Source organism: Mesorhizobium sp. M0909 (genome assembly GCF_040319515.1).
Taxonomy (GTDB): Bacteria; Pseudomonadota; Alphaproteobacteria; order Rhizobiales; family Rhizobiaceae; genus Mesorhizobium.
Window position 1 is genome coordinate 22,299 of the sequence record NZ_JAMYOA010000011.1, and the last position, 26,934, is coordinate 49,232.

Sequence of the window (26,934 nt, forward strand, 5' to 3'; positions counted from 1 at the left end):
ATTCAGAAATACCCCTCGCGCTTCTTCTTTTCCATCGAGCCGGCTTCGTCGCGGTCGATCAAGCGACCTTGCCGCTCGGACGTGCGCGCCGTGAGCATTTCGCCGACTATCGCCTCCAGAGTGTCGGCATCCGAGTCGATCGCGCCGGTCAGCGGATAGCAGCCGAGCGTGCGGAACCGCACCATCCGGTTCTCCACTGTTTCGCCGGGCCGCAGCTGCATGCGCTCATCATCCCTCAGGATAAGCATGCCATCGCGCTCGACGACCGGCCGCTCCTTCGCCAGATACAGCGGCACGATCGGGATGTCTTCCTGGAGAATGTACTGCCAGATGTCGAGCTCGGTCCAGTTCGACAACGGGAACACCCGGATCGATTCACCGGCAGCGATGCGGGTGTTGAAAATCTTCCACATCTCTGGCCGCTGGTTCTTCGGATCCCAGGCATGCTGGGCGTTGCGGAACGAGAAGATGCGTTCCTTGGCGCGCGACTTCTCCTCATCGCGTCGCGCGCCGCCGAAGGCAGCGTCAAACCCGTATTTGTCGAGCGCCTGCCGCAGCGCCACCGTCTTCATCACATGCGTGTGGGTGTTGGAGCCATGGTCGAACGGGTTGATGTTGTCGCGCAGGCCGTCTTCATTGACATGGACCAGGAGGTCGAAGCCGAGCTTTTGCTGCATCTGGTCGCGAAAGGCGATCATCTCGCGGAATTTCCAGGTGGTGTCGACATGGAGAAAGGGAAACGGCGGCTTGGCCGGATAGAACGCCTTCATGGCCAGGTGCATGAGCACGGACGAATCCTTGCCGACCGAATAGAGCATTACCGGCTTGGCAAAGGCTGCGGCCACCTCGCGAAAAATATGGATGGATTCGGCCTCAAGCCGCTGAAGGTGCGTAAGTGCGATGTTCATGAACTGTAAGCGTTCTTTCGTAATCCACAGAAGGGCCTGTATCATCAACCGGCGCGACCTTTAGCCGGCCCGGTTCCTGCTGCACTCTGGACGATCTATTCTCGTGCGGGGGTTCTAGCAGATCGTTCCGGTCCAGAACAATGCAAGACAGGCTTGTCGCCGAATGGTTCGGGAATGAATTTTCCGCACGGCCAGCAAAATCGGGAAATTTCTGCTCAGCGACCGAATCCGTTTGGGAGGGGCAGGAAAATATTGCCTGGGTTCTGGGGAGCTGCCAGGAGCCCGCGGTCAGGGGCGCTTGCCCGACAGTCGTCCGCCTCATTCAGCCGACGAGCAGCCGTGGCAACGATGTCGTTAAGATGAAGTGCTGATGGGGACAAGCAGCTTGTCACCGTTGTGATCGATCTCGATCATCTCACTCTTGCGGCTCGAGCGTTCCGCAAATCCTTTGTGGAAGATGATGGCGTTCATATAGGCAAAGGTTATCGCCAGTGCCGCGGTTCGCAGCGGATAGTCGACCAGCGAATGAATAAGAAGAAAAGAAACCGAGAGGAACGCTGCTTTCTGGAGCGGGTCTCGGCGAATTCTAACCAATGCTGCGAAAAGCAACAAGAAATAACTCGACATCAGCAGGATGGCGGGAACTCCGCCCTCGAAGGCTATTTCAAGATATTCATTATGGGCATGATTGACGTATTGCCTGAAAATCATGCTCTCCCGTTCGTATATCTGGTAGGCGTTTTGAAAATTCCCAAATCCGACGCCTGTCGCCCAATTGTCCTTTATCCCCTCGATTGTGGTTCGGGCGAATTCTCCTCGCCCGAAAGCCGGATCGAGCACCTGTGCATCCAGCTTGGTCCAAGCGCTCATCGTGTAGACCGAAAGCCCGATAAAAATCAGGAGAGCGCTGAATCCACTCACTCTCGAACGGGCTGAGAGAAAGATCACGGATAATACGGAGATCGCCAACCCAATCAGAACACCAGCGCGGGAACCCGCAGCCAAAAGAAGCAGCAAAAGCGCGATCAGGCCGAAGGATCCGGACAAGAGATGTCCGCGGATCAGACCGTAATAGACGACGAAGGGAATAGACACAAAAAGCAAAGCCGAAAAATGATTCACATTGGCAAAAAGCCCGGCATTGATCGTAAAAGGAAACAGCCCCACAATAGCGATATCGCTAGAGAGCGAATATTGAATCGCTCCCGCCAAACCATTGCAGATAACGCCCATGAAGAAAAACGGAAGAAGCGCGCTGACCTGCTCGGCGCGCAGACGCAATACGGCCAAAAAAAACGCGGCTGCGGCCAAAAGATAAAGCAAACATTCGATCGTGCGGCCGACACCGACGCTGATGAAGCGAAACCGCGTGTCTCCAACCCAGGGATCACCAAACAGCAGCTCCGGCCGCAACCCGTTGAAGATGCCCGCCGGCAGTGGGACGATTTGCAAAACGATCAACGCCACGGCGAAGATCAGCAGCCACAAGACAGAACGGGGGCTTCTTTGACCAGAGGTTCGCGAAAATATGGCTGCCGCCGAGACAATTGCCGCGACCTCGATCAGAGTGTCGGTGTAAAGGCCGCTGGCCGTACCACCGCCGATGAGCAGGGATACAAACAAGACCGAGCCGAGGAGATATTTATCCCATTCCGACGGTCGGTCGTTCAAGATGGAAGTCTCTCAATGCTCAATTTGTGCATCACCAAGGTGCCGACATAGCGAAATCGCCAGCTCTCGGCAATGGCGGCGGTCTTTAGCGTCAACAGTTGCATGGGGCAGTCAGCTGGTCCAACCGAGAAATCCTGGCTTAGATTTTGGCGGTTATATGTCCCCTCGGGAACGTTGAACCGTGCAACTTCGCCGGCTGGCCCCGCGCATCTGATCGACCAGAACAATTCCTTTGGAAGCTTCAGGTTTCGTGCAGAGGCAACCAGGGAAATCTTGTAGGAGCCTGGAGGCAGTTGAATATATTGCTGAAGGGCAGTGTTCTTGACCGGGGTGTTCAAGAACCGGACAGTCGCCCCACCCTCGCCCTCCACAGCATCCTGGGATGCTGCAAATGTCACTTCCAAGCCCGATTGACCGGGAACCTGCCAATCGAAGGGCTTGCCGCTGGGGACCGGCTCGAACGTGCTGTTAAAAATGTATCCGCCTAGTTTGCGCTCTTGCTCAGACAGGGTGAAAAGAAACAGCCGATAGGCCGGTTCATATTGCTTCTGACGAATATAGCCGCTGATTGCGGCTGTGAGTTCACTCGAATTCGGTGGCGCGCTTGATCCGGTCAAATCGAGCAGCAGCCGATTTGCGAAATCGATCCCCTCGGGAGTTTTGCTAAGAGCGTAGATCAGACTGACTCTCCAGGGCGCCTGCGCCCTGATGGCCGTCAGCACGGCTTGGTACCCATCAGGATTCGAGAGAATTGTCGGCAGGCCGTCGGCGACTGCAGGAAATTGGTCTGGCCATCGCCGCAGCAATATGTCGATCTCGCCAACCGCCTTCGGCAAATCACCTGTTTCGATCTTGCGGGCTATGGATCTCTGCAGTGCATGGATCTCTGTTTTGGACAATTTTCGGGCTTGATCGAAGAGCTGGTAGGCTTCGTCCTTTTCGCCCTGCCGGTATTTGATCTCGCCGATCAGGCTGTAGAGACGCGCATCCGCCAGATCGAAGGCGAGCCCGCCCCTGGCCCTGGCAAGCAATGCATCAAGATCAGGAGCATTGTTCATGTCGTTCAGGTCGCCGGTGATTTCAGCTATCAACGCATCAACGTTGAACGGATCCAATGCAAGAGAAGCAGCCGGTGCTTCTGTTTCAAGAAATCGACTTAGCCCGATCGAGGAAGCCACCAACACCAGAACGGACGCGACGAACCAGACGACTGAATGTCGGAGACTTTGCGTAAGCGGGCTGGCTTGCTCCATCATCGACTTTGCCCTCAATCTTCGGAGTATTCGTGTCAGTGCCGTAGTTGTAGTACTGATAATTCATATATTTGTAGGCGTAGTTGTAATCGAACTTGTTCACCGCAAACTTTGACATCGCGGCTCCGACCACGTTCGCGCCAGCAGCTCGCAGGCGCTTCAATGCGGTCTTGGCCGACTTGCGTGTCACCTGATTGGTAGAGATGACCATCAATGTGCCCTCAGCAAGCCGGCTGAGAATGGGAGCATCCGAAAGACCGACGATCGGCGGAGCGTCGATGATGACAACATCGAAGCGCTTGCCAAGATTGGTTATGATCAGGGCCATCTTCGGCGAAGAGAGCAGATCCGCGGGGTTCGGCGGAATCGTTCCAGAAGTCAGCACGGTCACGTTGGGATATTTGGTCGCCCTGAAAATGCTCGCCAGATCTTCCTTGCGCACGGTGTTCGTCAGCAGATTGCTTAGCCCGATCGTGTTGTCCAGACCAAACAGGCGATGAAGGTTCGGCTTCCGGAGATCGCCGTCGACAATGAGAACTCTTGCGCCAAGTGCTGCAAAATCCTGCCCGAGCTTGAACGATGTGGTCGACTTGCCTTCCGAAGGCTCCGAACTCGTGACGACCAGTGATCGTGGCGCGCCTTCCGCACCGGAAAACTGCAGCGATGTTCGGAGCGAACGATAGGCCTCCGAAAGGCCGGATTTCTGATCGGCAATACTGGCCATGAGTTCCCGGTCATCGACCAGCGGCAAGATGCCGAGCATCGCCAAGCCGAGCTCCTTTTCAACCTGCTCGGGATTGGTGAAGGTGTTGTTCAGCAGTTCAATAACATAAATGACCGACGCGCTCAGAGCCATGAAAAGGGCCAGGGCGATTGCGAGATTGATGCTCAGGCGCGGCGAATATGGGCGATTCGGCTGCGTGGCAAAATCTACGATTGCCGCGCTTTGCGTCTTGAGTTCTGAGCTGACACCGACCTCGTTCAGCTTGGCGATTAGGTTGTCATATTGCGACCGGTTTGAATCGACCTCGCGTTTAAGAATCGTGTATTTGATGTTCTTGTCGTTGAAGATTACCTGCTGCTTTTCCATCTCAGCAAGTTTGGCTTTGAGATCGGCCTCCTTGTTCTGCGCCTCCTGATATTTCAACCGCAGGGAATCGGTTATAGCCAGCACGCCGTTGTTATAGAGCCGCTGCAATTCCTTGATCTGGGACTGAAGCTGCTGCATTTCGGGAAAACCGGGCTTGAGAATGCCCAGCTTTTGCTGGTACTGGCTAGTCAAATCCGCCAGCTTGTCACTGAGTTTCTGCAGGCCTTCGCTTTCGAGGACGGGGGCCAAGCTCGAACCGCGGCCTTTATCTATCTGGTCCACCACACGTCCAGCATCGAGACGATCCTGAATTGCTGTCGCCAGAGCAGTGTTCAGCGCCTCGATGTTCGATCCTATCAGCGACTTGTCGTCGCCGGTTATCGTGATGCCTGCATCCTTGGCATAAGCGACCAGATCCTCTTCGGATTTTTGCAGCTTTTGCTTTACTTGCAAAACCTGTTCCTGGATGAATTGCCGTGCAAGGTCCGAGGTCTCACTGGTTTGATCAAGGCGCTGATCGATGAAACTTTGCGCAACCTGGTTGGCTACATCACTTGCATACTTCGGCTTCTGATCGACAAAGGTGATGGACAGCAGGCTCGTGTTGGGGACGAGGTTGACCATGAGATCACTTAGGATTCGTCCGATCGCAATTGCCTCACGTTGCTCCGGAGTGGTCTCCTCAACGGAGGGCGATTTGGAAACGCCGAACGCGCGGTAGAAAATGTTACTGAGCGAAAAGTCTGGCGTGGGAAACAGGAAATCGGGCTTTTCGCTCAGACCCAGTTGAAACACCACACGCTGGGCCAATGCGCGGCTTTTCAGCTTTTCTCGAGCCGTTTGAAAGGCCCGCAAGTCGCTGTTTTCGGAAACCACTTCGATATCCTGGAAGACCTTGGCGGAAGGAACCAGCACCTCCAATTGCGTTGTTGCCTGATATTTTGGCGTCTGCATCATGGTAACAATGATGCCAGCGACAAGCCCAGCTGCGACCATTATGACGATCAGCCAACGGTACTGGACAGCGTAAAAGAGCAGCTTTAGCGGGCTGAAGCCTTCGTCCTGCTCCGAGTGGTCGCGACCGTACGGGCTATAGTTTTGCGCACCGTCGTAATAGAGGTCCGCGGACAATACCTGGCTATGTCCCGGGCCTGCGATTTGATGCTGTCTGTTACGATCGAGCATGGTGCGTCGTAATCCTAGTTTTTTGCTTGCATTCCGACAAATTCCGGTGGCTGCGATTCATAGTCCCGGGATCACCGCAATTCGGGCTGCGCTTGAGGCGACACCGAGGGCATCCTTGAGATTGTTCATCGCAATTTTCGATTTCGAGGCGAAGACCACGATCTTGTCGCCACCGTAGATCCGTGGATTGCGGCTCTTGCCACCACGAATCTCCTCGACGTTGTAATTAGCAACCAAAGTGTTTGCGCCGATATTGCGATAGACAAAGACCTTTTTTGCATCCCCAATGTTATTGAACCCTCCGGCAAGGGCGATCGCATCAATGAGGGAAGAATTGCTCGAGACCGGATAGATGCCGGCCTTGTTGACTTCGCCATCGACAGTTATGCGTTGTCCAATCGATTCCTTGATGAAAATCGTCACGTCAGGCGACTGCAGGTATTTGGCGCCGTAAGCGGTTTCGACTTCCTGCTCCAACTGGCGGACGGTTTTTCCTGCCGCTATGATGGTTCCGATAAGCGGAAGCGAAATCTGGCCACCAGAGTCGACTTGAACCGTTCTGTTTAAGTTATCGACCTGAAAGACATTTACCTCGAGCACATCGTTCGGAGACAGAGGCTGCTCGCTGCCGTTCTGTGTATTTTGCGGCGCAGGCAGTTCCTTCACCACCCGCAGAGCGCCGCCGCCTGAAAGTGGCGTGGACGACGATGTCAATTGAAGCGCATCAACGGACGAGGATGGTGTCGTCGCCGAAGTGCTCGTGCATGCGGAGATTGCCAGTGATGCAAGCAAGGCAAACATTGCGGCCATAGGGCTTCTTGCGAAACGGAAAACGCCCATCACACCGTCCCGCCCTTGAACAAGCGGCCCAATCCAAAACGGCCGGCGTTGCCGGCGTTAGGTTTTTTTGGACGTGCTTTTCCGACCGGCTCGATGGGCCGGTTCGCCAATATTTCGCCTGGTCGTTTCAACACCATGTTGCGGGCCTCGCCTTCCCCACATCGCTTGGCAGCAGCAGCAACCGCCTGTGAAAGCCCAGGACGCCTGCGTGTTGCGCTATGCGTGTCCGATGCGATGATGTCCACCCTGCCCTCGTCAATCAGCTTTTCCGAATAGTAAAGCGCCGTGCGTCCAAAAGCACCAACAATCGAGTCTGCGGTAAGCTGGATAAGACAGCCCACTGCATTCAATCTCTCGATAACGTCGTAATTCGTTTTGATCCAGGTCAAACGCTCAGGATGAGTAAGAATCGGGATGAAACCGGCGTTTATTAGGCGTAAAGCAAGATCCTCCATTCGTGGAGGTAGAACATGATGTGGCGGTTCGAACAGAAAATAGCGGGACCTGTTTAAAGTCGGCACACTGCCGGCCGCCAATTGGTCCGGAAGATCCGGCGCTATGTGAACATCGGCGCCGACATAAAGAGCAAGTGGTATAGCGGCGCGGCGCAGCGCCTGGTGCAGATCTTGAACCGCCCGGACGATGTTCGATGTTCCGTTCTCGTAAACGCCCGGCGTCACGTGTGGCGTGCACGCCATGTGGGTCGTTCCGTCGGCCACCGCCAGCCGAGCCATTTCCAGCGATTCGGCAAGACTGGGCGAGCCGTCGTCGAGGCCGGGCAGGATATGGGAATGTAGATCGATCATGGGCGTTTGTAACTGCAGCGAAGCAACGTGGCGACGTCATCCCCAAAAAGTATAAATGCGTCACCCGCAAGACAGCGAATGACGCATTTGTCAAGTTCATGCGATACGATGGATGCCAGGTCCCAGCTACTGGCGGACAGAGTTGTCGTCATCATGCGGGCCGATGATCAGCGCCGCACTGGCGGCAAAAGTGGCGCCTGATGTTTCGAGCGCTAGACACATGCCGCCCTCCGCAGTCGCGTTCGTCGTATCCGAAACTTGCACCAACACGCAGCAGCAAAAGATTGCGATTCAACAAATTTGCCTGGATAGACCGGCACTTCGCTCCTCATCCCGGCATGTTCGCCAGCCTCAGTCATCCGCATGTCGCCTTGGCTTAGGCGATCCGACCGATGCGGCAGTCGCGATACCAGCAAACACGCCAAGCTCGCTCTGTCGCCAACAACAGACACAGCAGAAGCGCCACACGCCTCTGCTGCCGTTGCCTTATGTACTACGCGGTCAACTTTAGTCGCTAACGGCGTGGCCGTGATCTTTGTCCGCCGTTGCAGCCAGAACACCAGCCCCAAGAGCCATGCCGCCAAAAATGAAGAGCGGCGTGTTGTTGTTGTTTGTGTTAGTATTGCCCGTCTGGGCAGTCTTCTCAGAACCCAGGACATTGAGGCAAATCTTGTTCTCGACGCGCGAAATATCGAGGGTCGAATTGGCCGGCACGCTCAAGTTGCAGCCGCCGACATTAACCGAAGCCGATCCCTTGGCACCAACCACGACGCGGCTGCCGAAATCGAGCGCACCGCCCGCTTGCGCCGGCCCGTAGCCAGCCACCTGCGAGATCATTACGTCGCCATTGAGGTGCCCGAGCGATCCAATTGGACTTGCGCCCTGATAGGCAGTTGCACAGGTGCACGACCCATCCTGCGCGAAAGACGACACCGGGGTGAAGCCGGCCAACACAAGAACTCCGGCCAACGCACTCTTCAAAACTAGGTTCATCCGCATCAATCCTTCTGTCCCACGTTACCTGAGGCCCCCCAACCACTAAGGTACTGAAATCAGCGCGTAACAGCTTTCTGCGCCAATTCCAACCCATTTCGCATATGCGAGATAATTTTTGGTTTCGGTGTGGTTGATAAAACACACCGTTAGAACATCGTAACGAGCTATCTTTACAGCCGGCTAATAGCAGGCTACCGGCGGGCCGATCTGCCATTCCTGTGGCCGCTGACGCTACAGTCGCTCAGACACACTACACACAAACCCTTGCAATCGACAGTGTCGAGACATCGTCCATCCAGTCTTCTTCCATTCGAGGCAAGAACTACGAGCCCGGCGCGCAAGGTTTATAGGTCGAGCCCGCCTGCGCGGGCTGCCCGCACAGAATGCCTGCCTCGACGAGCTTCGCAGCCAGATCCGTTCCGTCCGAGGTGAGGCACTGCACGACGACGGCGTCACGGAATTTCGGCGCGACATTGCCGTCGCACGGTGTCCCCAAGCCTACGGGTTTGCATGTCAAGGCGAGTCCTTGATAGTCCCGGCGCACGACCTCGGTGACCATGGCGCGCATTGACGGGGGCCGAATAAATGCGACACCGCACAGCACGATCTTGCGGCCACCGATGCGCAGATCATCGATTGACTGGACGGCAAGCTTGCCATCGAACGATGTAGGGACTTCCGCCGGCTTCGGCGCCGGTGCGCGAATATTTGTTCCCTTGTTGATGACGATGAAAAGAAAGCCGCCCGCAAAAGCCAGCGCCATGAACGCAAGTACGGCCATCTTCCCGATCGACAATTCCCACTCCCGATTCAGTAAATCAACGCGCGGCGGTTTTGGTCTTTTCAAACAAGGTGAGGAGTGCTGCCGCATAATCCCGTCGGCGGACCTGTTGCCTGCCTTGCAGCACGGTGACACTGTCGCGGGCAACAGTCGGGTGCCGCCCGACTTCAAGAAGACGCTGCGCCAGGATTTCGGCGTTGTTCGGCGGGAAGAAGAGCGCGTCCGGGGCCTGCTCGCGATGCAGCCGTATGTCGGACAGCAACATGGGCGCGCCCAGCGATTTCGCCTCTTCAACGGTGGTCGACCACCCCTCGAAATGGGATGGGTTTATCAGGCAGTCCGTTGCACCTATCAGAGCGACGACGTCGTTATACGGGATCAATCCGAGGTGTCGAAAATGGCTCTCAACCCGATACGTTTGCGCAAGGCCCATCAGACGCTTGAACAAGGTCGGGTCGCGTGGGTCAGTCGTGCGCCCGGTGAGGACTATCGGCGGCAACGAGCCCAACGCCCCAAGCCGGTCTATATGCCTCAGCGCCTCGACGACCAGCCCGTGATTTTTGTGCATCCAAAACTGGTTGGGCAGGAAAAAGAAGCGGTCGGGCAGATCGTGCGCCCGGCGTGCGGCTTCGGTGCGCGCCATGACGGCGCCTGGATCGACATCGATGGCGAAGCGCACCACGGCGGTCTTGCCGCGCGAAGCCGGGTAGAATGCTTCGCAATCGCCGAGCGCATCCTCGCTCGAGAGCATTATGGTGCGGTTGCCGGACGTCTGCAAACGGAAGCCGAGATCTCTGCGCCACCAGGCGCGACGCGGAAAGAGGTGGGGCAGGCGACGGTGCTGAAAATCCGGAATCCAGGAAATGACTGGCAGTGGAAATCGGTTGCCGAACCATTGAGCGACTTCAAATACGAGATCGACGCCGTGTGCGACCACAAGATCGGCAAAAGCCCGGTCACTTCCACCAGCGAGTGCGATCAGTCCTCGCTTGCCGAGCCCAGCGCCAGTGGCCCGGTTGTCGACGATAGCTGGCGCGGCCAACATGTGATCAAAGGATGCGCCGACGCTAGCGTGCTGCTCGGGCGTCAAAAACAGCTTTCCCTGAACCTTGCCGCCCAACTCCGAGGCGATGACGCTCAGCATATTGCGTAGATAGGACTCGCCGCCTGACCAGGATCCGCGGCCAATGAGCGTGAAGCCGACGGTAATCAAGGCGCAGCGCGCCGCAGACGACCGACCGGTTCGGCGAGAATTTCAACACGATACCAATCGACATAGCCGGCAATGCCCCTGCTGAGCGGCACCTGTAACTGGAGCCCGTCCGGGACGCCGGAGGGATCGGAGATCAGATTGACGGGGTCGCCCGGCCGGGACTCTCCAGAAAACGAGAGGCGATGGTTCCCTCCCCAGGCCTTCAGAACCATGCTGGAAATCGTTCTGACGGATGCAGCGGCGCCCGCACCGCCATTATAGATAGCGAAGCGCGCCGCACTGGCGGGCAAGACGCGATGGATCAATCGCACGACATCCGAGACATGGTGCCAATCCCGCATTTCCGCTCCGGTGCCACCAAGCACAATGTCGGTTTCGCCTGCCGCGAGCCTGCCGCAGAGGTCCCAGAGAAGCTGCTTGCGCAGCCCCTCGCCATAGACGGAGAAAAGCCGGGCTACCGAGACCGGCTGTCCGTATGAGGCACAATGTGACCGGCCAAGCTCCTCAACCATGCGTTTGTGGTAGCCGTAGGGAGAATAGGGGTCGAGCGTGGCGTCGACCCTGATCGAGCCGACATGCCCGCCACCATAGACCGCAGCGGAAGACGCAAGAACGACAGGTGCATCGGGTGCGTGACGGCGCAAGAAATCGAGGACACAAGCCGTGGAACCGACGCTTTGTTCAAAGTCCTTCAGCGGCTCGGCGATAGACCGGCCTACCGTAGAGCCGCCTGCCATATGATATACGGCCGCCGGGCGACCATATGCGGCCAGAGCAGCGCCCATCGTTTCCGCGGTCACGCCGCCGGAAAAAAAAGCGCCGCCGGTTGCGAGGGCGAAGCCAGGCGCTTCGCTTCGGCCGAAGCCGAGGACAAGCTGGCCTTGCTGGGCAAGAAATCGCGACAGATGCAGGCCGATAAAACCCCCGGCGCCAGTCACCCAGACAGGCTTAGACTCTTTTGATTGCGTCAAGAAGTCAGTCCTTCCCTTGCTTATGGCAAAGGAAAGAGACCAGCCGCCCGGGCCGCCGGTCAAGCAGCGTCGCAGCTCCGGCAACGGCGCCGAAGGGCAGTGGGGACAGGGCCAGGCGGACGAGCCCTGACAGGGGACCAAAGGCCGAGGCGAGCCTCGCACGAATTTCGGATGCTGTCATCGGGTCATAATTCATTAAAGGTTGATTCCATTGAATGTTTTGGTCTGGGTTCGGTGAGCTGCTTTATCACTCTCGCGGGATTGCCTGCTACGACGGAGTATGGCGGGACACTTTTGGTGACAACGGCACCGGCTGCGACAACCGACCCGTATCCGACCGTCACACCCTTTAGAATGATTGCATTGAACCCGATCCACGCAAAATCTTCGATAATTACGGGACTGGAAGCCACATTTGACCAGTCTCGAGCCAATCGCCTTGTGTGATTGGTAATATCGTCTCGCCTTTCGTCCACATATATAGAATGCGAATTATGATCTACAATAGTAACCCCCCACGACATTAGCACATCATTACCAATTACAATTTTGTTTGCTGCAATTATCTGACTTTTTCCTATAAAACATCTATCTCCTACCGTTATAGTAGCAGACTCTCGATCAAAATAGAAGCGGCAATACAATGCGTTATCGACACCAATATTCAACCGTTCTGGCACGATACGAAGGGCATTCCGTATGCGAATCTTGTTGTGCCGCTTAAGAACAATAATCTTTAGAATGGAGCGCAAAAATCTCAGCATGGCTATCCACCAGTCCAATCCAGAGACCTCTGTCACCTCAGATGCGCGTCGATCACGCTTCCGTAAGAACGTTGTCCGAAACGCCCAGCTAGGCTAGCGTTTCTCGACTCGTCAAGTTCAGCTTATAGGGATTCAAATCGTGCAAATTTCGGCCGCGCAAAAATTCGCCGATTGGCGACGCTGGATACCGAGCATAATGTTTTTCAAGACAGTGTTTTGTATGTTGTGCCTTTTGGCCGGCGTGGCGCCCGCGACCTCTCAGACGCGCGCACCGTTCAAGCTTTTCGAGGCCATTCGGTTCCTCGGAGGGCCTGATTTCCAGGCGTTTGGTTTCGAACACCTTACGATTGCCGACCCTCATGTTCTCGGACCGGATATTCCTGATGCCGGCCAGGTGCGGCAAGCGCTGACTTTGCCGAGGAGCAATGAATACCTCAATATCGACATCGAAAGCTGGCCGTTGGAAGGTCCCGATCAGGCATCATCCCTGGCGAAATACCAGAAGACGCTCGGCGCGTTCAAAAAGGCGGACCCGAACGTCAAGATTGGGCTCTATAGTGTTTTGCCGATCAGGGATCATTGGAGAGCGATCGGCCACAATGGGCCTGCGGCACTCGACGACTGGAAACAGCAAAACACCGTTGTTGCGTCCGCTCTCGTCCCCTACGTCGATGCGCTCTTCCCCTCCCTCTATACGTTTTACGGCGACAAGGATGCCTGGGTCGCCTACGCGAAAGCTAACATCGGGGAAGCGCGAAGGATAGCACAGGGAAAGCCGGTCTATTGCTTTCTGTGGCCGCAGTTTCACAAGACACTTGCCTTTTTGCCAGGCGACCTCTGGTATGCCCAGTTGGACACATGCAGGAGACTGGCCGACGGGATCGTCATCTGGGGTACTATCGGCGGCGATTCGCCGTTTCGGCCGGCCCAATGGGACGACAAGGCGGACTGGTGGCAGGCTACCTTGAAGTTTCTTGAGGAACTTGGGACAGCCCAAAAAACTTAATTATTGCCGCGCGAGAACCCAGCGTCCCCTATACCAGTTCAAGAAACCGCTCAAACTGGCGTTTCTTGCCATATTCCTCACGTATGACGCGATTGCCGGCCCAACCGACGCTGTCCCAGCTTCCGTCGTCCAGCCGACGTTCGATTGTTTTTAATGCGTCCTTTGGTTGATCATAGACGGCCATGGTTTCGCCATTGCGCATCGGTGCGGGATAGTTGCCGGAGTCGGACACCAGCAGAGCGCCCGCGCCCATTGTTTCGAAACAGCGCATGTTGCCACGGTCCGGGCCCGCCATGTCGATCGAGGCATTGACCACGACCTTCGCTCTTCCGAGTTCGGCATACATGGCGCGACCGAATACGGGAGGCGCGCTGACATTGCGGATGGTGCGCGGCCGGCGCACCGCACGCAGGGGACCGAACCAGCCAAGCGGTGTTTCGGCGAGCGGCGTATAGCGCGACAAGTCGAGGTGGAAGACGACGCGAAGACGGCTGGATAGACTTGCGACAGCTTCCAAAATCTCCCTGCGGCGCTGGTGGTGACGACTGTAGCCGCCGAAGAAAAGGACATCGATATCCCTGTTCCGGTTCGCGGCAACGGCATCGAGTTCCGGATCGTGGGCGGGAAAGAAATGAGCCGTCCTGGCGCCCTGCTCTTCCCAGAGCCTTCGCATCGACGGGAAATTGCAAACGACGAGATCGTACCCCGAAAAATCAATCCTGCCGGGTGCGGCGCGCCAGGCGATCTTTCGCTTCACATGCCCCGGCAGCCGGCGCACGAAAGAGGCGTCGTAACGAAATGGATCGAGATTGTAGAAGATGTCCGTTTTGTGATGCTCGATCTGGGCAAGAAGGATATCGGCCAGCGACACATGTTTGCTAAGCCCGTGTTCGAGCGCCCATGCCCGCTGCAACGATTCGTCGTCTCCATTTGTAAAGAACGCTTCAGGGCTGCCGGCATACACCGGCAACAGGATATGCGCCGCCCCGTAGCGATCGTTCAGAAATACGTCCTTCTGCTGGTCGAACTGTTGGATTCCCGCAACAAGGGTCACGAGTCTAGCCCGATAGCTTGGCGAGAGGCCAGCATTTTGAAAAATTCGCATGGCAGTTCCTGTTGGAATTTGGTCTCGGTTCTGGGGTGCTGATAGAACACGGCATTAGCCGGTGTGGCAGAACTTCCACCTTAGTAAGCACGAACTTCCGAATTACGGGCTTTGGCGAGAAAACCCTGATATCCATACCAAAACGATATCGTTAGGGCGGAGGTGACCCAGAAGATTGAATTTCCCCACAGACCCCCGCTCGCCATGCCGGCGATCGCTTCCCTGAGGAACAGCACGGCGGTCAGCACTGCAGCGAGCGGAAATTTGCCGGACCGAATGATACCGGCAGTCGATCTGAGCGCCAAAATTATGTGAGCCGCAAATGGCAACGACCCAATTATCCCCACCGACATCAGAGACTCAAGATAAATATTGTGGGGATAGAACTTAAATTGCATTTCGACCGCATAACGCCCGAACACCGGGTCTTCTAAAAACTGTCTCCAAGCTCCAGCGAACAATTGGCTGCGTATCATTGTGGATTGATCGGCATCTACGCTGATCGTCTGAAGTCTTGCGATGACAACGTCGATGAGTTCCACGCCACTGGTCGCTAAAATTGCCAGGGCCACAACTAATGCTCCCAATATGGCGAACAATCTTTTTGACCCTTTAAGCAACAGTATGTACACCAATAGAGACCCCGCGCCAGCAATGTAAGCGCCGCGAGACCTAGAAAACACAACGACCAGCAATAACATCGGTCCAAGCACCATAGCTTGGATCGTCAGTTTTTTTGTCTTTCCCAAAACTAGGAAAAAGTATATCAAAAATGCGAAAGCTGTATGCCCCATCGCTATCGGATTTATTTTGTCTATAGACATCCTCTCGCCTTGTGCCACGAAGAGGACGTCCCTATTAAGGTAGAGCCCAATCAAAAAGATTACGCAAAGCGCATTCATTACAAGGGTCAGATCCGTGTTTATTATAGCTCTATCCATAGATGCGATAAGCAGCGTAGCGCCGACGCTAGCAACCAGGAAAACACCAAATACAAGACTAGGACCCGGTGAGATTATTATCGAAGACAGGTAAACATTCTCAACAAGTCTGCACAGGTATATCACAAAAAAAATCTTCATCGGAAGAAGTGCGGCCGTAGACGACCTTAACTTCGCCGGAAGAACTGCATATGAGGCCACAGTTACCAAGGCAATGGCTACTCTTACCAGGATCGACCCGGCACTGCCTTCTGGATCAAACCTGTTTACAAAGCCGGCAAAAGCATATGTGCCAACAATCGCGAGAGCGAACGCCGTTGCTGGGGAAAACAAAATGCGCCAGTCAACATAGCCTCTCAAATGCGCAAGCCGAGTGAAATCGGCGGATACGCCGTAACGAAGATTGGGTCTCCGGGTCATGCGACTGTTCGCGCCTCGGTAATCACACGGTGAAGTGTGCCACGCCGTGGACACCGCGGGCTATGTTCCCCTTGGAAAAAAGGGACAGAAATTTGATGCCGAAGTGATCGGCCCAGAGCCGCAATATCTGCTTTTCGCCAAGCCGATGGATATCATCGAGAAACACGGCGTAGTCTGGCGCGAGTTGTGCCTGGAGTGCCGGAAGTGCGGGGTAGCGCGCCAGTTCATATCCGGTCTTGTAGGCAGGCGGACCATCGACAAGCACACAATCGACCGACAGATCCCGTACAGCCGCTGCAACGGCCGCTTGATCGTACCAGTCCAGGCCATTCTTGCTCAAGGTACACGGTCCCAATGGCGCATGAACGACGGAGGCGAACTCGGACAAATTCAACGCTGAGAGACGATTCTCGACGAATGTTGCCCATTCCGCGTCGCTCTCGAAGCTGACCAGCCGGCCGCCGAGCCGTGACAGGACTTGGGCAATGTAGATCGTGGAAATACCACTTCCAAATTCCACGACTGTCTTGCGGGAATTGATTTCAATTTCATTGAGCACCACCTGCAGGGCAGAAGGAAGCAAGGACGCCTCGGACCACGGCAAGTATGGCAGACCGAGCCGGGATAACTCCACCGCAGCTCGCGTATTGTTGGAAGCTTGCGCAAAATGGTTCCACTTTGCCGCCATTCTGTTCAAAACCGTCATGCGCTCATAGCTCCGCTTTTGCTTCTGGTGTGCGTTGGCGTTGCCCGGTCAGGCATAGGCGCCTCGCCTTACTAAATTCCAAAACTCTTTGGGAGCGCGCCACGGCATCAAGACAGAGCGCGACATCATTAAAAAAACAGGCCTCGTTCGGCGCGGGATGGCCAAGGTGAGGTAGGAGGCCGTCGCATAGGAGAGGAACGTCGCAAGTGCGGCCCCAATACTCCCATAGTGGGGGATGAGAAGGAAATTAAGAGCTACGTTCGTCAGCGCGCCGAGGCCTTCGGTAACAAGGAAGAATGTGGCACCACTCTTTATGATCGTCCATCGCGTGAACGCGATCCGCATGAAATAGAACGGCGCAGACAGGACATGGACCAGCAGCACCGGGATCGACGCCTCGTATTGAGCTCCAAAAAAAAGCCGAATGATAGGACCGCCCAGCAGGAGCATCGTCGCGATGAGGCCAAGCCCCGCCAGCCACAAGATGTCGAACACCGTCTGAAGCCGTCTCTCAAACAACTCTTGATCGCTTTTCGCGGATTCGATCAGCTTGGGGAACACGCTGGCGACCAATGCAGCCGGCACGAAGTATGCCGCCTCCGAAAGGGCCGCTGCCACCGCATAAGTGCCAACCTCCGACGGTCCCGCTAGCCACCGAAGCATGATCACGTCGATCTTCAGGTAAATGAATGCAAAGATGGAGCCAAGGAAAAGCAGCCAGCTCTCCGAGAGGAGGGTCTTGGCCAATGCCGGCGAGAATCGCAATTCCGATAAAGGCGGACCTTTCTGCCGCCTGTAAAAGCGGAAGGAGAGCGTGGCCGCGATCAAGACCTGGGCCACATTTGCAGCGGCGAACGCCACCACTCCAGCCCCTGTCCAAACAAGCCCGAGTTTTCCCACGCCGACTAGCAGCGTGGATATGCTCGATGCAACGGCGTTGTACCGGGCCTGAACGCGGGCGTGAAACCAGAGCCCGAGGAACGCCGATAGCGCTGCCAGGGGTATGAAGGCCGCAGCCCAAAACAACAATATACGCTCCGTCGAATCGACGCTGACAGACAGCGCATAAACGACCAAACCTGCGGCTCCGAGCAAATGCCCAGCGAACTTCAAAACGAATACTGTACCCAGTACGCGCGGCACGTCGTCGGGGCGGTTGACGATTTCTCGAATTACCAGCCCGTCGAGCCCCAGTTGTCCGGCAACCGCAAACAGGAGCGCCAAAGAAAACGCATAGGACAGCAATCCAAAATCGCTCGGCCCGAGATAGCGCGCCACCGCGGCCGCCACAAAAAGCGTCATCAGGCTTGTTGATAGTTTTTCAGCAATCAACCAAAGCGAGTTTGAAATATATTTCCAATACCGTCCGACAAAACCTGTCAATTTCCGGAGCATCATGAAGTACCGATGTTTGGCAAAATCGGAAACTCGTGAAACGCTCGTCCCGCGCGATTGCCGGAGGCACAACCGTCACCCGCGTTTTGATCAATGCCATTCAGCCTTTGCGGCACACAAAAATCCTTTCGCCTCGCCATAAGCCATACGTGACGCAGTCTTCACCGGAGGCAGTATACTCATCCAACAGGAAACCAGCGGAAAGTATACGGTCGCGAAGGTCTCGCCCGTAGTATCGGAGATGATCGTTCTGACCGAAGTGCAACTCTCGCTCCCGCGCTCCTTTGGCATGCTGATGCTCGTAGGTTGACTCCCACCCATCAATAACCGGCGTCATCAGGTAAAGGACACCCTTTGGCCGCATTACACGATACATCTCAGCCAAAGCGCTCCGATCATCAACGTGTTCAAGAACGTGACTACATATTATCGAATCGAATGAACTGTCCGGAAAATCGATCTGTTCGATATTGATCGTGTGATCCACGTGGTGCCCACTGATGTCGGCCGTGACATATTCTGCAACAGCTGGACGCACAAATCGGGTCATGGCCGGCTCAGGGGCGAAATGTAAAAGCCTTCCATCGGGTTTTAACGGGAATTCTGATTGCATGGCCAAGCGCAGGAGCCGGTGACGTTCCAGCGATCCGCAACTCGGGCATTTTGCGTCCCATCTCAGCGGGGAACCGTGCGCTCGGAAATACCCCCTAAACTCACAGATGGGACAAGTTCGCTCAAATTTCCCATTTAGTGACTGCGCTACCTGCGTAAGTTGAATAATGTCCACTCTGGGTAAGACACGTACAAAACGTGCACCTGCCATAAGTCTTAACCAAGTATCCGCTGCACGCGTATACAGGCTTGCCGGCAACAGGCGTTTAGCTGTCCCCTTTAACGTATTCATTTCACCCCCGACAAACTATATAATTAAAGCACAGTCTTTCTACTGCCTCACACGTCGATCCGGCTGATTGCCACTTAGCAGGGCTTCATACAGGTCGACATAGCGATGGGCGATAGCCTTTGGTGAATATCTGTCGATCACGGCGGCGCGTGCGCTCACTCCAAAACTCCTCAATGATGAAAATGGCAGGACTCGTGCTGCCTCGACGGCGGCCAATACCGCATCGTGATCGCCGTGCTTGGCCAACCATCCGGTCTGCCCGTGGCTGATGATCTCTTCGGCTGGCGTTTTGAAGAGCCCGATGACAGGAGTTCCGCATGCCATCGCCTCAACCGTGACTTTGCCGAATGATTCTTGAAGTGAGGGCATCACGAATACGTCGGCCGCCGAATAAATCTGGTTGAGAGTGACATCGTCGCGGAGGAGGCCAAAACCTGTACAGTTTTCAGGTACCGGGTCGACCAGCTCTGCAAGTCCGTTGCCAAACAAACACCAGTGAATATTTTTGTCATGCCGGTAAGCATTAAGCAGGTGACGCATGATATCCGCGCCTTTGCGCGGATCGGCCAGATTCAAAGCGCCGGAAGCGATCACGAATTTACCTTCTGGGAGACCCAGTGCGCTACGCGCTTGCGCCTTGTCAATCACGCGAAGCTGGCTCATTTGAACACTGTTTGGGATTACATGGATTTGTCGCTCACTCAATACCACACTCCTTCGAGCCTGCTCGGCAATCGTGTGGCTGATCGCAACGAATACCGATTGTGGACCATAGTGCTCGGCCTTAAAGGCAATATCGGCAGATGTAATCTTCTCGTCCCCTCCGCCCAGGAGTGGGCACTGGCCGCAACCACTGCCATATTTCTCGCACAAACCAGAAAAATGACAGCCGCCAGTGAACGGCCACATGTCGCGGAGCGTCCAGACCACCGGCCGTTTTTCGCGCTTAGTCGCACGCCAGAATGCTGGCCCAAGCGTGGGCGCGTGGGCCCACTGGACATGGATAACATCAGCTTTCCGATATTCCGGCGAATTGTGAAGGCTGAGGCCGTGAGAGATGGGATGAAAATTTGGCGGAATCACCCCGAATTGCCGCATCAAGTGCCACATGTAGGCACGGTTCTTAATGCCAACAGGCAGACGTTGCAGCAAGGGAACTCTTCTGGCGAACAAGTCCTCTGGAAGGTCCCGCTCAACCCTCCCCAGAATACGTGAACGAATTCCTGCATCCAATAAGGCTTCGTGCACAGCGCGGATTCCTCGACCCGCACCGGAGTTGAGCGCACAGCCAACAATCTGAACGACGTTCATGATATTAGAACAATCCGTGCGGCAACCGTTCCATTCGTTGCTTGGATCGTCGGAAAGCTCCTGATTGGAGCTGGGCTCACTCTCGAACCAGCCGGCTCATTGTTCAAAGTCTCAGGCCTGGCTTGGACGAAAATACAAGGCATCAATCTGTGTTAGTCGCTGCGTCTGCGGGTTTCTGTACCCTTGCCAGACATCCCACAATTCGAACCCACTGCCGCCAATGAGTTGATGCACCTCCAGCGCCGTCGCCTGCCCTGTATAGAGTTCGACCAGCGACAGTTCGGTTAGGATGCCTCGCAGTTGCGGTAGGACGGCGGAGGCACCTGCAAGAACAGCCCCTTCAGCGCCCTGCACGTCAAGTTTCAGGAATGCCCGCTTGCCAGCAAGGCCGATCGTGTTCGCGAGGGCATCAAGCCGCTCTGTCTTGACCTCGATCCGCTTGGCGACGGCCACACGGGGAGTGTGTTCCACGAACGACTCGCGTGGTTCGTGCAACGAACTGCTCGTCGACGCTTCCGTAACATGGAACGTTGCCGACCCACTAGTGTCGCTTAGCGCAACAGCTGGTCCTACCGTCCAGCGCTGGCCGGATGCTTTTGCTGTGCTCATGAGTTCGGAGTGCGCATCTGGTAGCGGTTCGAACGAAATCATCGAGCCTTGAAACCCCGCCGCAAACAGCATCGTGCCGAACTGGCCCTTGTTGGCACCAACGTCGATTACGAGATCGATCTCCTGCATGCGAAGAAAATGCACAAGACGCAAATCGTCGCGGGAATTAATGCCATTCAGGCGCACGTCAAACCCAAACCGCCGCCCTACGTCACGCAATGATATCTTCGCCTTGGCACTCAAGAATTGCAACACAATCAGCCTTTATCTCGATTCTTAGAACTTACATGGCAGGCGGCCAAGTACCCGTCTTAGCGGCGTTGACGCACATCCGCGTGGAGGTCAAAAGGCCGCGCGGATTTTCTGCACAAAATCGCCTCGCCAGCCACCAACTATTTCGCCCAGCCGTTCGGGCTTGGCGGACCGATTAGCTGCGGCGGCTGCAATATGGGCAGCGGCATCACCGGTATCGCCGTAAACTAAACGTACCGGCGCAACCACACCTTCTTGCGCATATTTCTCAAGATACGCGCCCTTTCGGATTATCGGACGCGTGCCCAATTGTACGCTTCTCCCGAATATGCCTGAAGCCTGATCGTAATCCGGCTCGTAACAGCACCAAGCGAAATCGCACGTTTTGTACAGGCCCAGGAGCTCGTCGTCCGACACGAACCGGTCAACCACCATTCCGCCGGCAGCAGTCAGGCGCGCGCAATCCCCGTCACAGGCTGGATCGACGTGCCCCGCAGCAACAACAAAAACATCTTTAGCGAGGTCTGGGTGGTCGGAAAAAATATCGACCAGGAATCCGAACCCCTTTGACTTTCTCACGCTGCCCAGGAAGCATAAAATTGCACGCCCGCCAGCCGCGGCCAACACATCGCGCGACAGCTGGCTAGTTTCGGCAAACGCCGCCCCGTGATGCACGTCCCACATCTGAGGGTCGTGCACCCACCCATGGGCGACCTCGGCAAATCTGCGATCGAAATTGAAGGGCAAGATCGTAAACAGCGACAGCCCAGGCAGATACCGCAAGCACCGGAAAATCCACCTTTTGAGGCGGCTAAGGAGCCTTCCGTTCTCAAAGCAACTGGACGGCCTCAGAAAAAGCCCAACCGTCCGCCGCCCGATCAGCGATCTTGCCAATGCAACGGCTATAAAGCCCGCAAAGTCGTCATCTATGGTGCCAAACAGGAGGTGGCGGGCCCGAACCATATCAAGCCACAGTCGAGGTCCAATGCGTCCTGTTACAGGTTCGAGAGCAAAGAGGCCGGCAAGGAGATCGCGATAGAATTGGCGGTGGCCATTTGGAGCAGACACGTGAGCGTAATCGCGCCTTGGACCGACCTTCGATGCATTGGAACTGCCTACCGAAACCACTATTCCATTTACTCCGTGCGGCTTTGCTTGGCGGTGCTGCCATCATCGATGCCGAAAAACTGCCCCAGTTTGCGCATAGGCTTAGCAACAAGCGCGTAGTCGATCGGTCCGGAGCGCAGCCAACGGCGGCGTGCCCGCAGCGCCTCCAGATTGTGGCCGATATGCGAGGCAAAGCTTCGCGTGCTGGCTCCGCCAACCATCATGTCTACCAAGACGTGGTTGGTCGCGGCGATTCGGAAACCGTGGAGTTCAACGGCTCTCAACATCCAATCATAATCCGATGCCACTTTGTGGCCGAGGTCGAATGCACCGACCGCGTCCGCAACCTTCCGCTTGACGTAGAACGTTGGATGGGCCGGCATCCAGCCGGTGCGAAAACCTTTAGCGGGCCGGGGTGCGGCACGCCAACGGCGTACGACGCGCTTGCTCAGATGGTCTTCGACAAAATCCAGGTCGCCATGCACGATGTCGGCCTGTTCGAGCCCTGCCGAGATCCGTCCCAGCGCCGTACGATCGTGGAAGCAATCGTCGGAATTCAGCACGCCAACCGCATCTCCGGTATAGAGGCGTAGTCCTTTGTTGAGCGCATCATACATTCCGCGATCGGGTTCGCTGACTAGGCGGATCTGGTCCTGTGGGTACGATTGAACTATCCGCAGCGTATCGTCCGATGAATTGCCGTCGATGATCACCAGTTCCTTGTCGAAATGATTCTGGACCAGGAAGCTGTCGATCGTATGCCTGATCGTCGCCGCGGAGTTCCAACAGACGGTCAAGACCGAGATTTTCATGTCAACCCGGTCCGGCGCCGCTTACTGTGCCGCAACGCGAATGCGATCCTCATCGAGGCGCCGATGTTCGGATTCCCGCCTTACTGTTTCGAGGTCGGACTGGACCATTTCCTGGACCATTGTCGTCAGCGACGTTGTTGCCGTCCACCCGAGAACGCGCTCTGCTTTGGAGGCATCGCCGATCAGAAGCTCGACTTCGGTCGGCCTGAAATAACGCGGATCCACCTCGACCAGAACAGCGCCGGATTTTGCGTCGATGCCCTTTTCTTCTATGCCGGAACCAACCCATTGGATCTCCGTCCCAACCTCATTGAATGCAAGCTCGACAAAACGGCGGACCGAGTTCTTTACGCCGGTTGCAAGCACATAGTCGTCGGGCACCTCATGCTGAAGAATTCTCCACATGCCTTCGACATAGTCGCGGGCATGGCCCCAATCGCGTTCAGCCGACAGGTTGCCGAGGTAGAGTTTGTCCTGAAGGCCGAGGCTTATCGCGGCGGCCGCGCGCGTGATCTTGCGGGTGACAAATGTCTCGCCGCGCATCGGGCTTTCGTGATTGAACAGGATACCGTTGGATGCATGGATGTCGTAGGCTTCGCGGTAATTCACTGTGATCCAGTAGGCATAAATCTTTGCCGCTGCATAGGGTGACCGGGGATAGAAAGGCGTCGTCTCCCGTTGCGGGATCTCCTGCACCTTGCCGTAGAGCTCTGACGTCGATGCTTGATAAAAACGCGTCTTTTTTGTCAGGCCAAGCAGCCGGATCGCCTCGAGCAGGCGCAATGTGCCGATCGCGTCGGCATTCGCCGTGTATTCCGCGGTCTCGAAGCTCACCTGGACATGCGATTGTGCGGCGAGATTATAAATCTCGTCTGGCTGCACTTCCTGGACGATGCGGATGAGGTTGGTGGCGTCGGTCATATCGCCATAGTGCAGCGACAGCTTTACGTCCTTTTCGTGAGGATCCTGGTAGAGATTGTCGATGCGACCGGTGTTGAACGACGACGAACGCCGTTTGATACCATGGACATTATAGCCCTTTGCCAAAAGAAGTTCCGCCAGATAGGCGCCGTCCTGGCCGGTGATGCCGGTAATGAGTGCGGTCTTCCTAGTCATTGTGCTTTCTCCGAGGTCGATACGACGGTATTTTCAACGCTGATCAGCGTAGCTTTGGACATTACAAATACCCACTTCAAAAACTGGAAATGTGAGGCTTGCGAGCGACGGCTTAGTTACGTCGACTGCCGATCGTTGTCGCCTTATCAACGCGCGCCAAATCCCGTGAGCATGGTTCGGATGGTACGAAACACGATCAGCACGTCGAGCCAAGGGGAGAAATTCTTGATGTAGTAGAAGTCGTAGTGAAGCTTTTCCAAGACGTCGTCGACGGCTGCAACATGGCCTTGGTTGACTTGCGCCCATCCGGTAATGCCAGGCCGAACGATGTGCCTATAGCGATAAAATGGCAGCTCCGCCTCGTACCATTTCGACAGTACGAGCGCTTCCGGCCGCGGACCGATCCAGCTCATCTCGCCGCGCAGGATGTTCAAGGCCTGCGGCAACTCGTCGATCCTGGATTTTCTCAAGAACTGCCCCAAACGGGTGATGCGTGTGTCGCCGGTCTTCGTGATGGCCGCTTCCTTCTCGTCGACAGCCGTGTCGCTGAGCTTCATCGTTCGAAACTTGTAGACCTCGTAGGGATGCCCTCTGTAGCCCATTCGCTTCTGTCTAAATAGCGCCGGTCCAGGCGAATCGATCTTTACAGCAATCGCCACGAACAACAGCAATGGCGAGAAAACAATGAGCACAAATAGCGCAGAAGCCCAGTCTATCGCCTGCTTTATTTTCAGGTAAGCCTGGTTTGGATTCAGGGAGCCCAGAGTGTTTTCAGAAAGATGCTCGATCTCTACCCTGCCTGTGAGCGACTCGCTTATTTGCTTGACATGGTAGACCGGCGTTCCCGAGAGCGCGCTGTCGGCAATATACCGCTCCCACTCATCTGAAAGGTCGGCCCGAAGATCGGCCACCACCCCGGTCGCGTACTCAACGATTGTGTCGGGCGAATGAATCCTGTGCCAGCTAACGCCGGGTATGCTCTCCAGCCTGTTGACGTCTCCGCCGGGAATTATAGCCAGTCGATGTGCATCGAGCCGCCGGGTCGCCAAGCCCAAACCAAAATACCACAATGTCGATTGAATGAAGCTCGCCGCGGCCTGGAACCGGCTGTAGTCGAACCTGAAGAAGAAGATCGTCGCGAACACCAGGCCGTAGGTCAGGGCAAAGGTTGGCAGGATGTAGCCAGCCGCCGCGACGCCCGGGAAATTGCCGATGCGCTTATAAAAGAGATAACCTGTCGTGTGAGCGATAAATGCCGCAAAGATCGTAACCTGCAGGTTGGGTGTCCGGATCACCTCCTGATCGAACGACAGACGGATCAGCGCCGGCAGCAGAATCGCGAATGTCAATCCGCCAAGCAGTTGGAAGCGCATCCGGAGCAGCAGATGCCGTTTGTCGGGTAATTGGATGGTAGTGGCGATCAATTTGAATCTCGCGAATCAACCCGGACGTTCACCTGACAAAATGCCGCTCTCGGCCAACGCTCGAATAAGCTATGCCTTCCCTGACGACATCCTCGCCGCGATAGACGTTTCGAAGATCGACCATAACCGGGGTCGCCATGAGTGCACGGAGCCGCTTCAGATCCAGCGACCGAAACGCATTCCATTCGGTGACGATGACAATCGCATGCGCGCCGTCGGCCACCGCGTAGGCGCTTTCCCCGAATTCAATGCCCTCTATCATCTTGCGCGCCTGGTCTATGCCGACCGGATCATAGGCCTTGATCGAAGCGCCTGCGTCCTGGAGTGCCTGAATGATGGCCAATGAGGGGGCGTCGCGCATGTCGTCGGTGTTCGGCTTGAAGGTAAGGCCGAGAATACCGACAGTCTTGCCGCGCACAGAGCCGCCGCAGGCCTCAACCACCTTGCGCGCCATCGCCCGTTTGCGCTGGTCGTTTATCGAGACCGTCGTTTCAATCAGCCGCACGGGGCTTGCCGCGTCCTGCGCGGTCTTGACCAGTGCCAGCGTATCTTTCGGGAAACAGGAGCCGCCATAGCCCGGCCCGGCATGAAGAAACTTTGAGCCGATGCGGTTGTCCATGCCGATGCCGCGCGCGACATCCTGCACATCGGCTCCCAACCGCTCGCAGAGATCGGCAATTTCGTTGATGAAGGTGATCTTCATGGCCAGAAACGCGTTGCCGGCATATTTGGTAAGCTCAGCCGTACACCGGCTCGTGTAGAATATCGGCGCGACATTTAGCGAGAGCGGGCGGTAGATCTCGCCCATGACGGCTTTGGCCCGTTCGGCATCGGTCCCGACAATGATGCGGTCGGGCCGCTTGAAGTCCTCGATCGCCGATCCTTCGCGAAGAAATTCCGGATTGGAGACCACCGCAAAATCCGCTGTGGGATTTTGCTCGCGGATGATCCGTTCCACCTCATCGCCGGTACCGACGGGAACGGTCGATTTCGTCACCACGACCGTAAACCCGTCGAGTGCGCGACCAACTTCGGCGGCCGCGTCATAGACGAAGGACAGGTCGGCATGGCCATCGCCACGCCGTGATGGCGTGCCCACGGCAATGAAGACGACATCCGACTGAGAAACGGCATCGGCCAGATTGTCGTCGAAACGCAAGCGACCTTGCGCGGTGTTCGTGGTGACCAGGTCGTCGAGCCCTGGCTCGTAGATCGGTATCTTGCCGAGTTTGAGCATGGCAAGCTTTTCCGCATCCCGGTCGACGCAGCAGACCTGATGGCCAAAGTCGGCGAAACAGGCGCCCGAGACGAGCCCTACATAGCCGGCACCAATCATTGTTATTCGCAT

The 26,934-nt window shown here is 56.0% G+C and carries 23 protein-coding genes and 1 pseudogene; 1 reads left to right on the plus strand and 23 read right to left on the minus strand.

All coding sequences use genetic code 11. The features are described 5' to 3' along the window. Positions 1-2: 2 nt before the first annotated feature. From cysD to NKH83_RS18210, 11 genes are all read right to left on the minus strand, one after another. Entirely contained in the window at positions 3-908 is a 906-nt protein-coding gene (cysD, locus tag NKH83_RS18160) for a sulfate adenylyltransferase subunit CysD (protein ID WP_352806246.1), read from the minus strand. A 354-nt stretch (positions 909-1,262) separates the two neighbouring features. Beyond that, positions 1,263-2,579, minus strand: coding sequence for an O-antigen ligase family protein (locus tag NKH83_RS18165; RefSeq protein ID WP_352806249.1), 1,317 nt, complete (start codon positions 2,577-2,579; stop codon positions 1,263-1,265). Next, positions 2,576-3,757 (minus strand): tetratricopeptide repeat protein, encoded by a 1,182-nt coding sequence (locus NKH83_RS18170; RefSeq protein ID WP_352806252.1) that lies wholly within the window; start codon positions 3,755-3,757, stop codon positions 2,576-2,578. Before NKH83_RS18170 ends, NKH83_RS18165 begins: the two co-directional genes overlap by 4 nt. Next, the gene (locus NKH83_RS18175) at positions 3,723-6,107 is read right to left on the minus strand and encodes a GumC family protein (protein WP_352806255.1); all 2,385 of its coding nucleotides are present in this window, start codon (positions 6,105-6,107) and stop codon (positions 3,723-3,725) included. The genes NKH83_RS18170 and NKH83_RS18175 overlap by 35 nt, the downstream gene beginning before the upstream one ends. Positions 6,108-6,164: 57 nt before the next feature. Next, positions 6,165-6,947, minus strand: a complete 783-nt coding sequence (locus NKH83_RS18180) for a polysaccharide biosynthesis/export family protein (protein ID WP_352806258.1) — start codon at positions 6,945-6,947, stop codon at positions 6,165-6,167. Beyond that, positions 6,947-7,753 carry a tyrosine-protein phosphatase gene (locus NKH83_RS18185; protein WP_352806261.1) on the minus strand — a complete coding sequence of 269 codons (807 nt, stop codon included), beginning with the start codon at positions 7,751-7,753 and terminating at the stop codon, positions 6,947-6,949. Before NKH83_RS18185 ends, NKH83_RS18180 begins: the two co-directional genes overlap by 1 nt. 507 nt (positions 7,754-8,260) lie before the next feature. Further along, the gene (locus tag NKH83_RS18190; RefSeq protein WP_352806265.1) at positions 8,261-8,746 is read right to left on the minus strand and encodes a hypothetical protein; all 486 of its coding nucleotides are present in this window, start codon (positions 8,744-8,746) and stop codon (positions 8,261-8,263) included. Between the two features lie 325 nt (positions 8,747-9,071). Then, positions 9,072-9,545, minus strand: coding sequence for a hypothetical protein (locus NKH83_RS18195; protein WP_352806268.1), 474 nt, complete (start codon positions 9,543-9,545; stop codon positions 9,072-9,074). A gap of 22 nt (positions 9,546-9,567) precedes the next feature. Beyond that, positions 9,568-10,743: a glycosyltransferase family 4 protein gene (locus NKH83_RS18200; RefSeq protein WP_352806272.1), complete on the minus strand. Its 1,176-nt coding sequence runs from the start codon at positions 10,741-10,743 to the stop codon at positions 9,568-9,570. Further along, a complete protein-coding gene (locus NKH83_RS18205; protein WP_352806275.1) occupies positions 10,740-11,777 on the minus strand; it encodes an NAD-dependent epimerase/dehydratase family protein in 1,038 nt (345 codons plus the stop codon). The genes NKH83_RS18200 and NKH83_RS18205 overlap by 4 nt, the downstream gene beginning before the upstream one ends. 122 nt (positions 11,778-11,899) lie before the next feature. Next, a complete protein-coding gene (locus NKH83_RS18210) occupies positions 11,900-12,478 on the minus strand; it encodes an acyltransferase (protein ID WP_352806277.1) in 579 nt (192 codons plus the stop codon). 139 nt (positions 12,479-12,617) lie between these two features. On the opposite strand from NKH83_RS18210, the gene NKH83_RS18215 reads away from it, so the two are divergent. Then, entirely contained in the window at positions 12,618-13,484 is an 867-nt protein-coding gene (locus NKH83_RS18215) for a hypothetical protein (protein ID WP_352806279.1), read from the plus strand. Positions 13,485-13,512: 28 nt separating this feature from the next. Here the strand turns inward: NKH83_RS18215 and NKH83_RS18220 are convergent, their stop codons facing one another. The 12 genes and pseudogenes from NKH83_RS18220 to NKH83_RS18275 form a co-directional block, all read right to left on the minus strand. Next, positions 13,513-14,589: a glycosyltransferase family protein gene (locus tag NKH83_RS18220; protein ID WP_352806282.1), complete on the minus strand. Its 1,077-nt coding sequence runs from the start codon at positions 14,587-14,589 to the stop codon at positions 13,513-13,515. A gap of 80 nt (positions 14,590-14,669) precedes the next feature. Further along, positions 14,670-15,950 carry an O-antigen ligase family protein gene (locus tag NKH83_RS18225; RefSeq protein WP_352806285.1) on the minus strand — a complete coding sequence of 427 codons (1,281 nt, stop codon included), beginning with the start codon at positions 15,948-15,950 and terminating at the stop codon, positions 14,670-14,672. Between the two features lie 22 nt (positions 15,951-15,972). Beyond that, positions 15,973-16,656 (minus strand): class I SAM-dependent methyltransferase, encoded by a 684-nt coding sequence (locus NKH83_RS18230; RefSeq protein ID WP_352806289.1) that lies wholly within the window; start codon positions 16,654-16,656, stop codon positions 15,973-15,975. 48 nt (positions 16,657-16,704) lie between these two features. Continuing rightward, positions 16,705-18,039, minus strand: a complete 1,335-nt coding sequence (locus tag NKH83_RS18235) for a flippase (RefSeq protein ID WP_352806292.1) — start codon at positions 18,037-18,039, stop codon at positions 16,705-16,707. Positions 18,040-18,151: 112 nt separating this feature from the next. Then, positions 18,152-18,955, minus strand: a complete 804-nt coding sequence (locus NKH83_RS18240) for a class I SAM-dependent methyltransferase (protein WP_352806295.1) — start codon at positions 18,953-18,955, stop codon at positions 18,152-18,154. 39 nt (positions 18,956-18,994) lie between these two features. Then, complete coding sequence (locus tag NKH83_RS18245; protein WP_352806298.1) at positions 18,995-20,266, minus strand: glycosyltransferase; 1,272 nt, start codon at positions 20,264-20,266, stop codon at positions 18,995-18,997. A gap of 111 nt (positions 20,267-20,377) precedes the next feature. After that, positions 20,378-21,094: an FkbM family methyltransferase gene (locus tag NKH83_RS18250; RefSeq protein WP_352806301.1), complete on the minus strand. Its 717-nt coding sequence runs from the start codon at positions 21,092-21,094 to the stop codon at positions 20,378-20,380. A gap of 123 nt (positions 21,095-21,217) precedes the next feature. Beyond that, positions 21,218-21,910: a glycosyltransferase family protein gene (locus NKH83_RS18255; protein WP_352806304.1), complete on the minus strand. Its 693-nt coding sequence runs from the start codon at positions 21,908-21,910 to the stop codon at positions 21,218-21,220. Between the two features lie 353 nt (positions 21,911-22,263). Beyond that, positions 22,264-23,046: a glycosyltransferase family 2 protein gene (locus tag NKH83_RS18260; RefSeq protein ID WP_352806307.1), complete on the minus strand. Its 783-nt coding sequence runs from the start codon at positions 23,044-23,046 to the stop codon at positions 22,264-22,266. Next, positions 23,043-24,162 (minus strand): annotated as a pseudogene (gene gmd / locus NKH83_RS18265) (GDP-mannose 4,6-dehydratase). The gene NKH83_RS18260 and the pseudogene gmd overlap by 4 nt, the downstream one beginning before the upstream one ends. Before the next feature lie 146 nt (positions 24,163-24,308). Then, positions 24,309-25,586, minus strand: coding sequence for a sugar transferase (locus NKH83_RS18270; protein ID WP_352806310.1), 1,278 nt, complete (start codon positions 25,584-25,586; stop codon positions 24,309-24,311). Positions 25,587-25,614: 28 nt separating this feature from the next. Then, positions 25,615-26,934, minus strand: coding sequence for a UDP-glucose dehydrogenase family protein (locus tag NKH83_RS18275; protein WP_352806313.1), 1,320 nt, complete (start codon positions 26,932-26,934; stop codon positions 25,615-25,617).

Coding starts and splice junctions, on each gene's coding strand:
- NKH83_RS18185 (WP_352806261.1), bottom strand. CDS start 7,753: ATGATCGATCTACATTCCCATATCCTGCCCGGCCTCGACGACGGCTCG.
- NKH83_RS18175 (WP_352806255.1), bottom strand. CDS start 6,107: ATGCTCGATCGTAACAGACAGCATCAAATCGCAGGCCCGGGACATAGC.
- cysD (WP_352806246.1), bottom strand. CDS start 908: ATGAACATCGCACTTACGCACCTTCAGCGGCTTGAGGCCGAATCCATC.
- NKH83_RS18220 (WP_352806282.1), bottom strand. CDS start 14,589: ATGCGAATTTTTCAAAATGCTGGCCTCTCGCCAAGCTATCGGGCTAGA.
- NKH83_RS18230 (WP_352806289.1), bottom strand. CDS start 16,656: ATGACGGTTTTGAACAGAATGGCGGCAAAGTGGAACCATTTTGCGCAA.
- NKH83_RS18245 (WP_352806298.1), bottom strand. CDS start 20,266: ATGAACGTCGTTCAGATTGTTGGCTGTGCGCTCAACTCCGGTGCGGGT.
- NKH83_RS18180 (WP_352806258.1), bottom strand. CDS start 6,947: ATGGGCGTTTTCCGTTTCGCAAGAAGCCCTATGGCCGCAATGTTTGCC.
- NKH83_RS18225 (WP_352806285.1), bottom strand. CDS start 15,950: ATGACCCGGAGACCCAATCTTCGTTACGGCGTATCCGCCGATTTCACT.
- NKH83_RS18190 (WP_352806265.1), bottom strand. CDS start 8,746: ATGAACCTAGTTTTGAAGAGTGCGTTGGCCGGAGTTCTTGTGTTGGCC.
- NKH83_RS18275 (WP_352806313.1), bottom strand. CDS start 26,934: ATGCGAATAACAATGATTGGTGCCGGCTATGTAGGGCTCGTCTCGGGC.
- NKH83_RS18240 (WP_352806295.1), bottom strand. CDS start 18,955: ATGAATACGTTAAAGGGGACAGCTAAACGCCTGTTGCCGGCAAGCCTG.
- NKH83_RS18260 (WP_352806307.1), bottom strand. CDS start 23,046: ATGAAAATCTCGGTCTTGACCGTCTGTTGGAACTCCGCGGCGACGATC.
- NKH83_RS18210 (WP_352806277.1), bottom strand. CDS start 12,478: ATGCTGAGATTTTTGCGCTCCATTCTAAAGATTATTGTTCTTAAGCGG.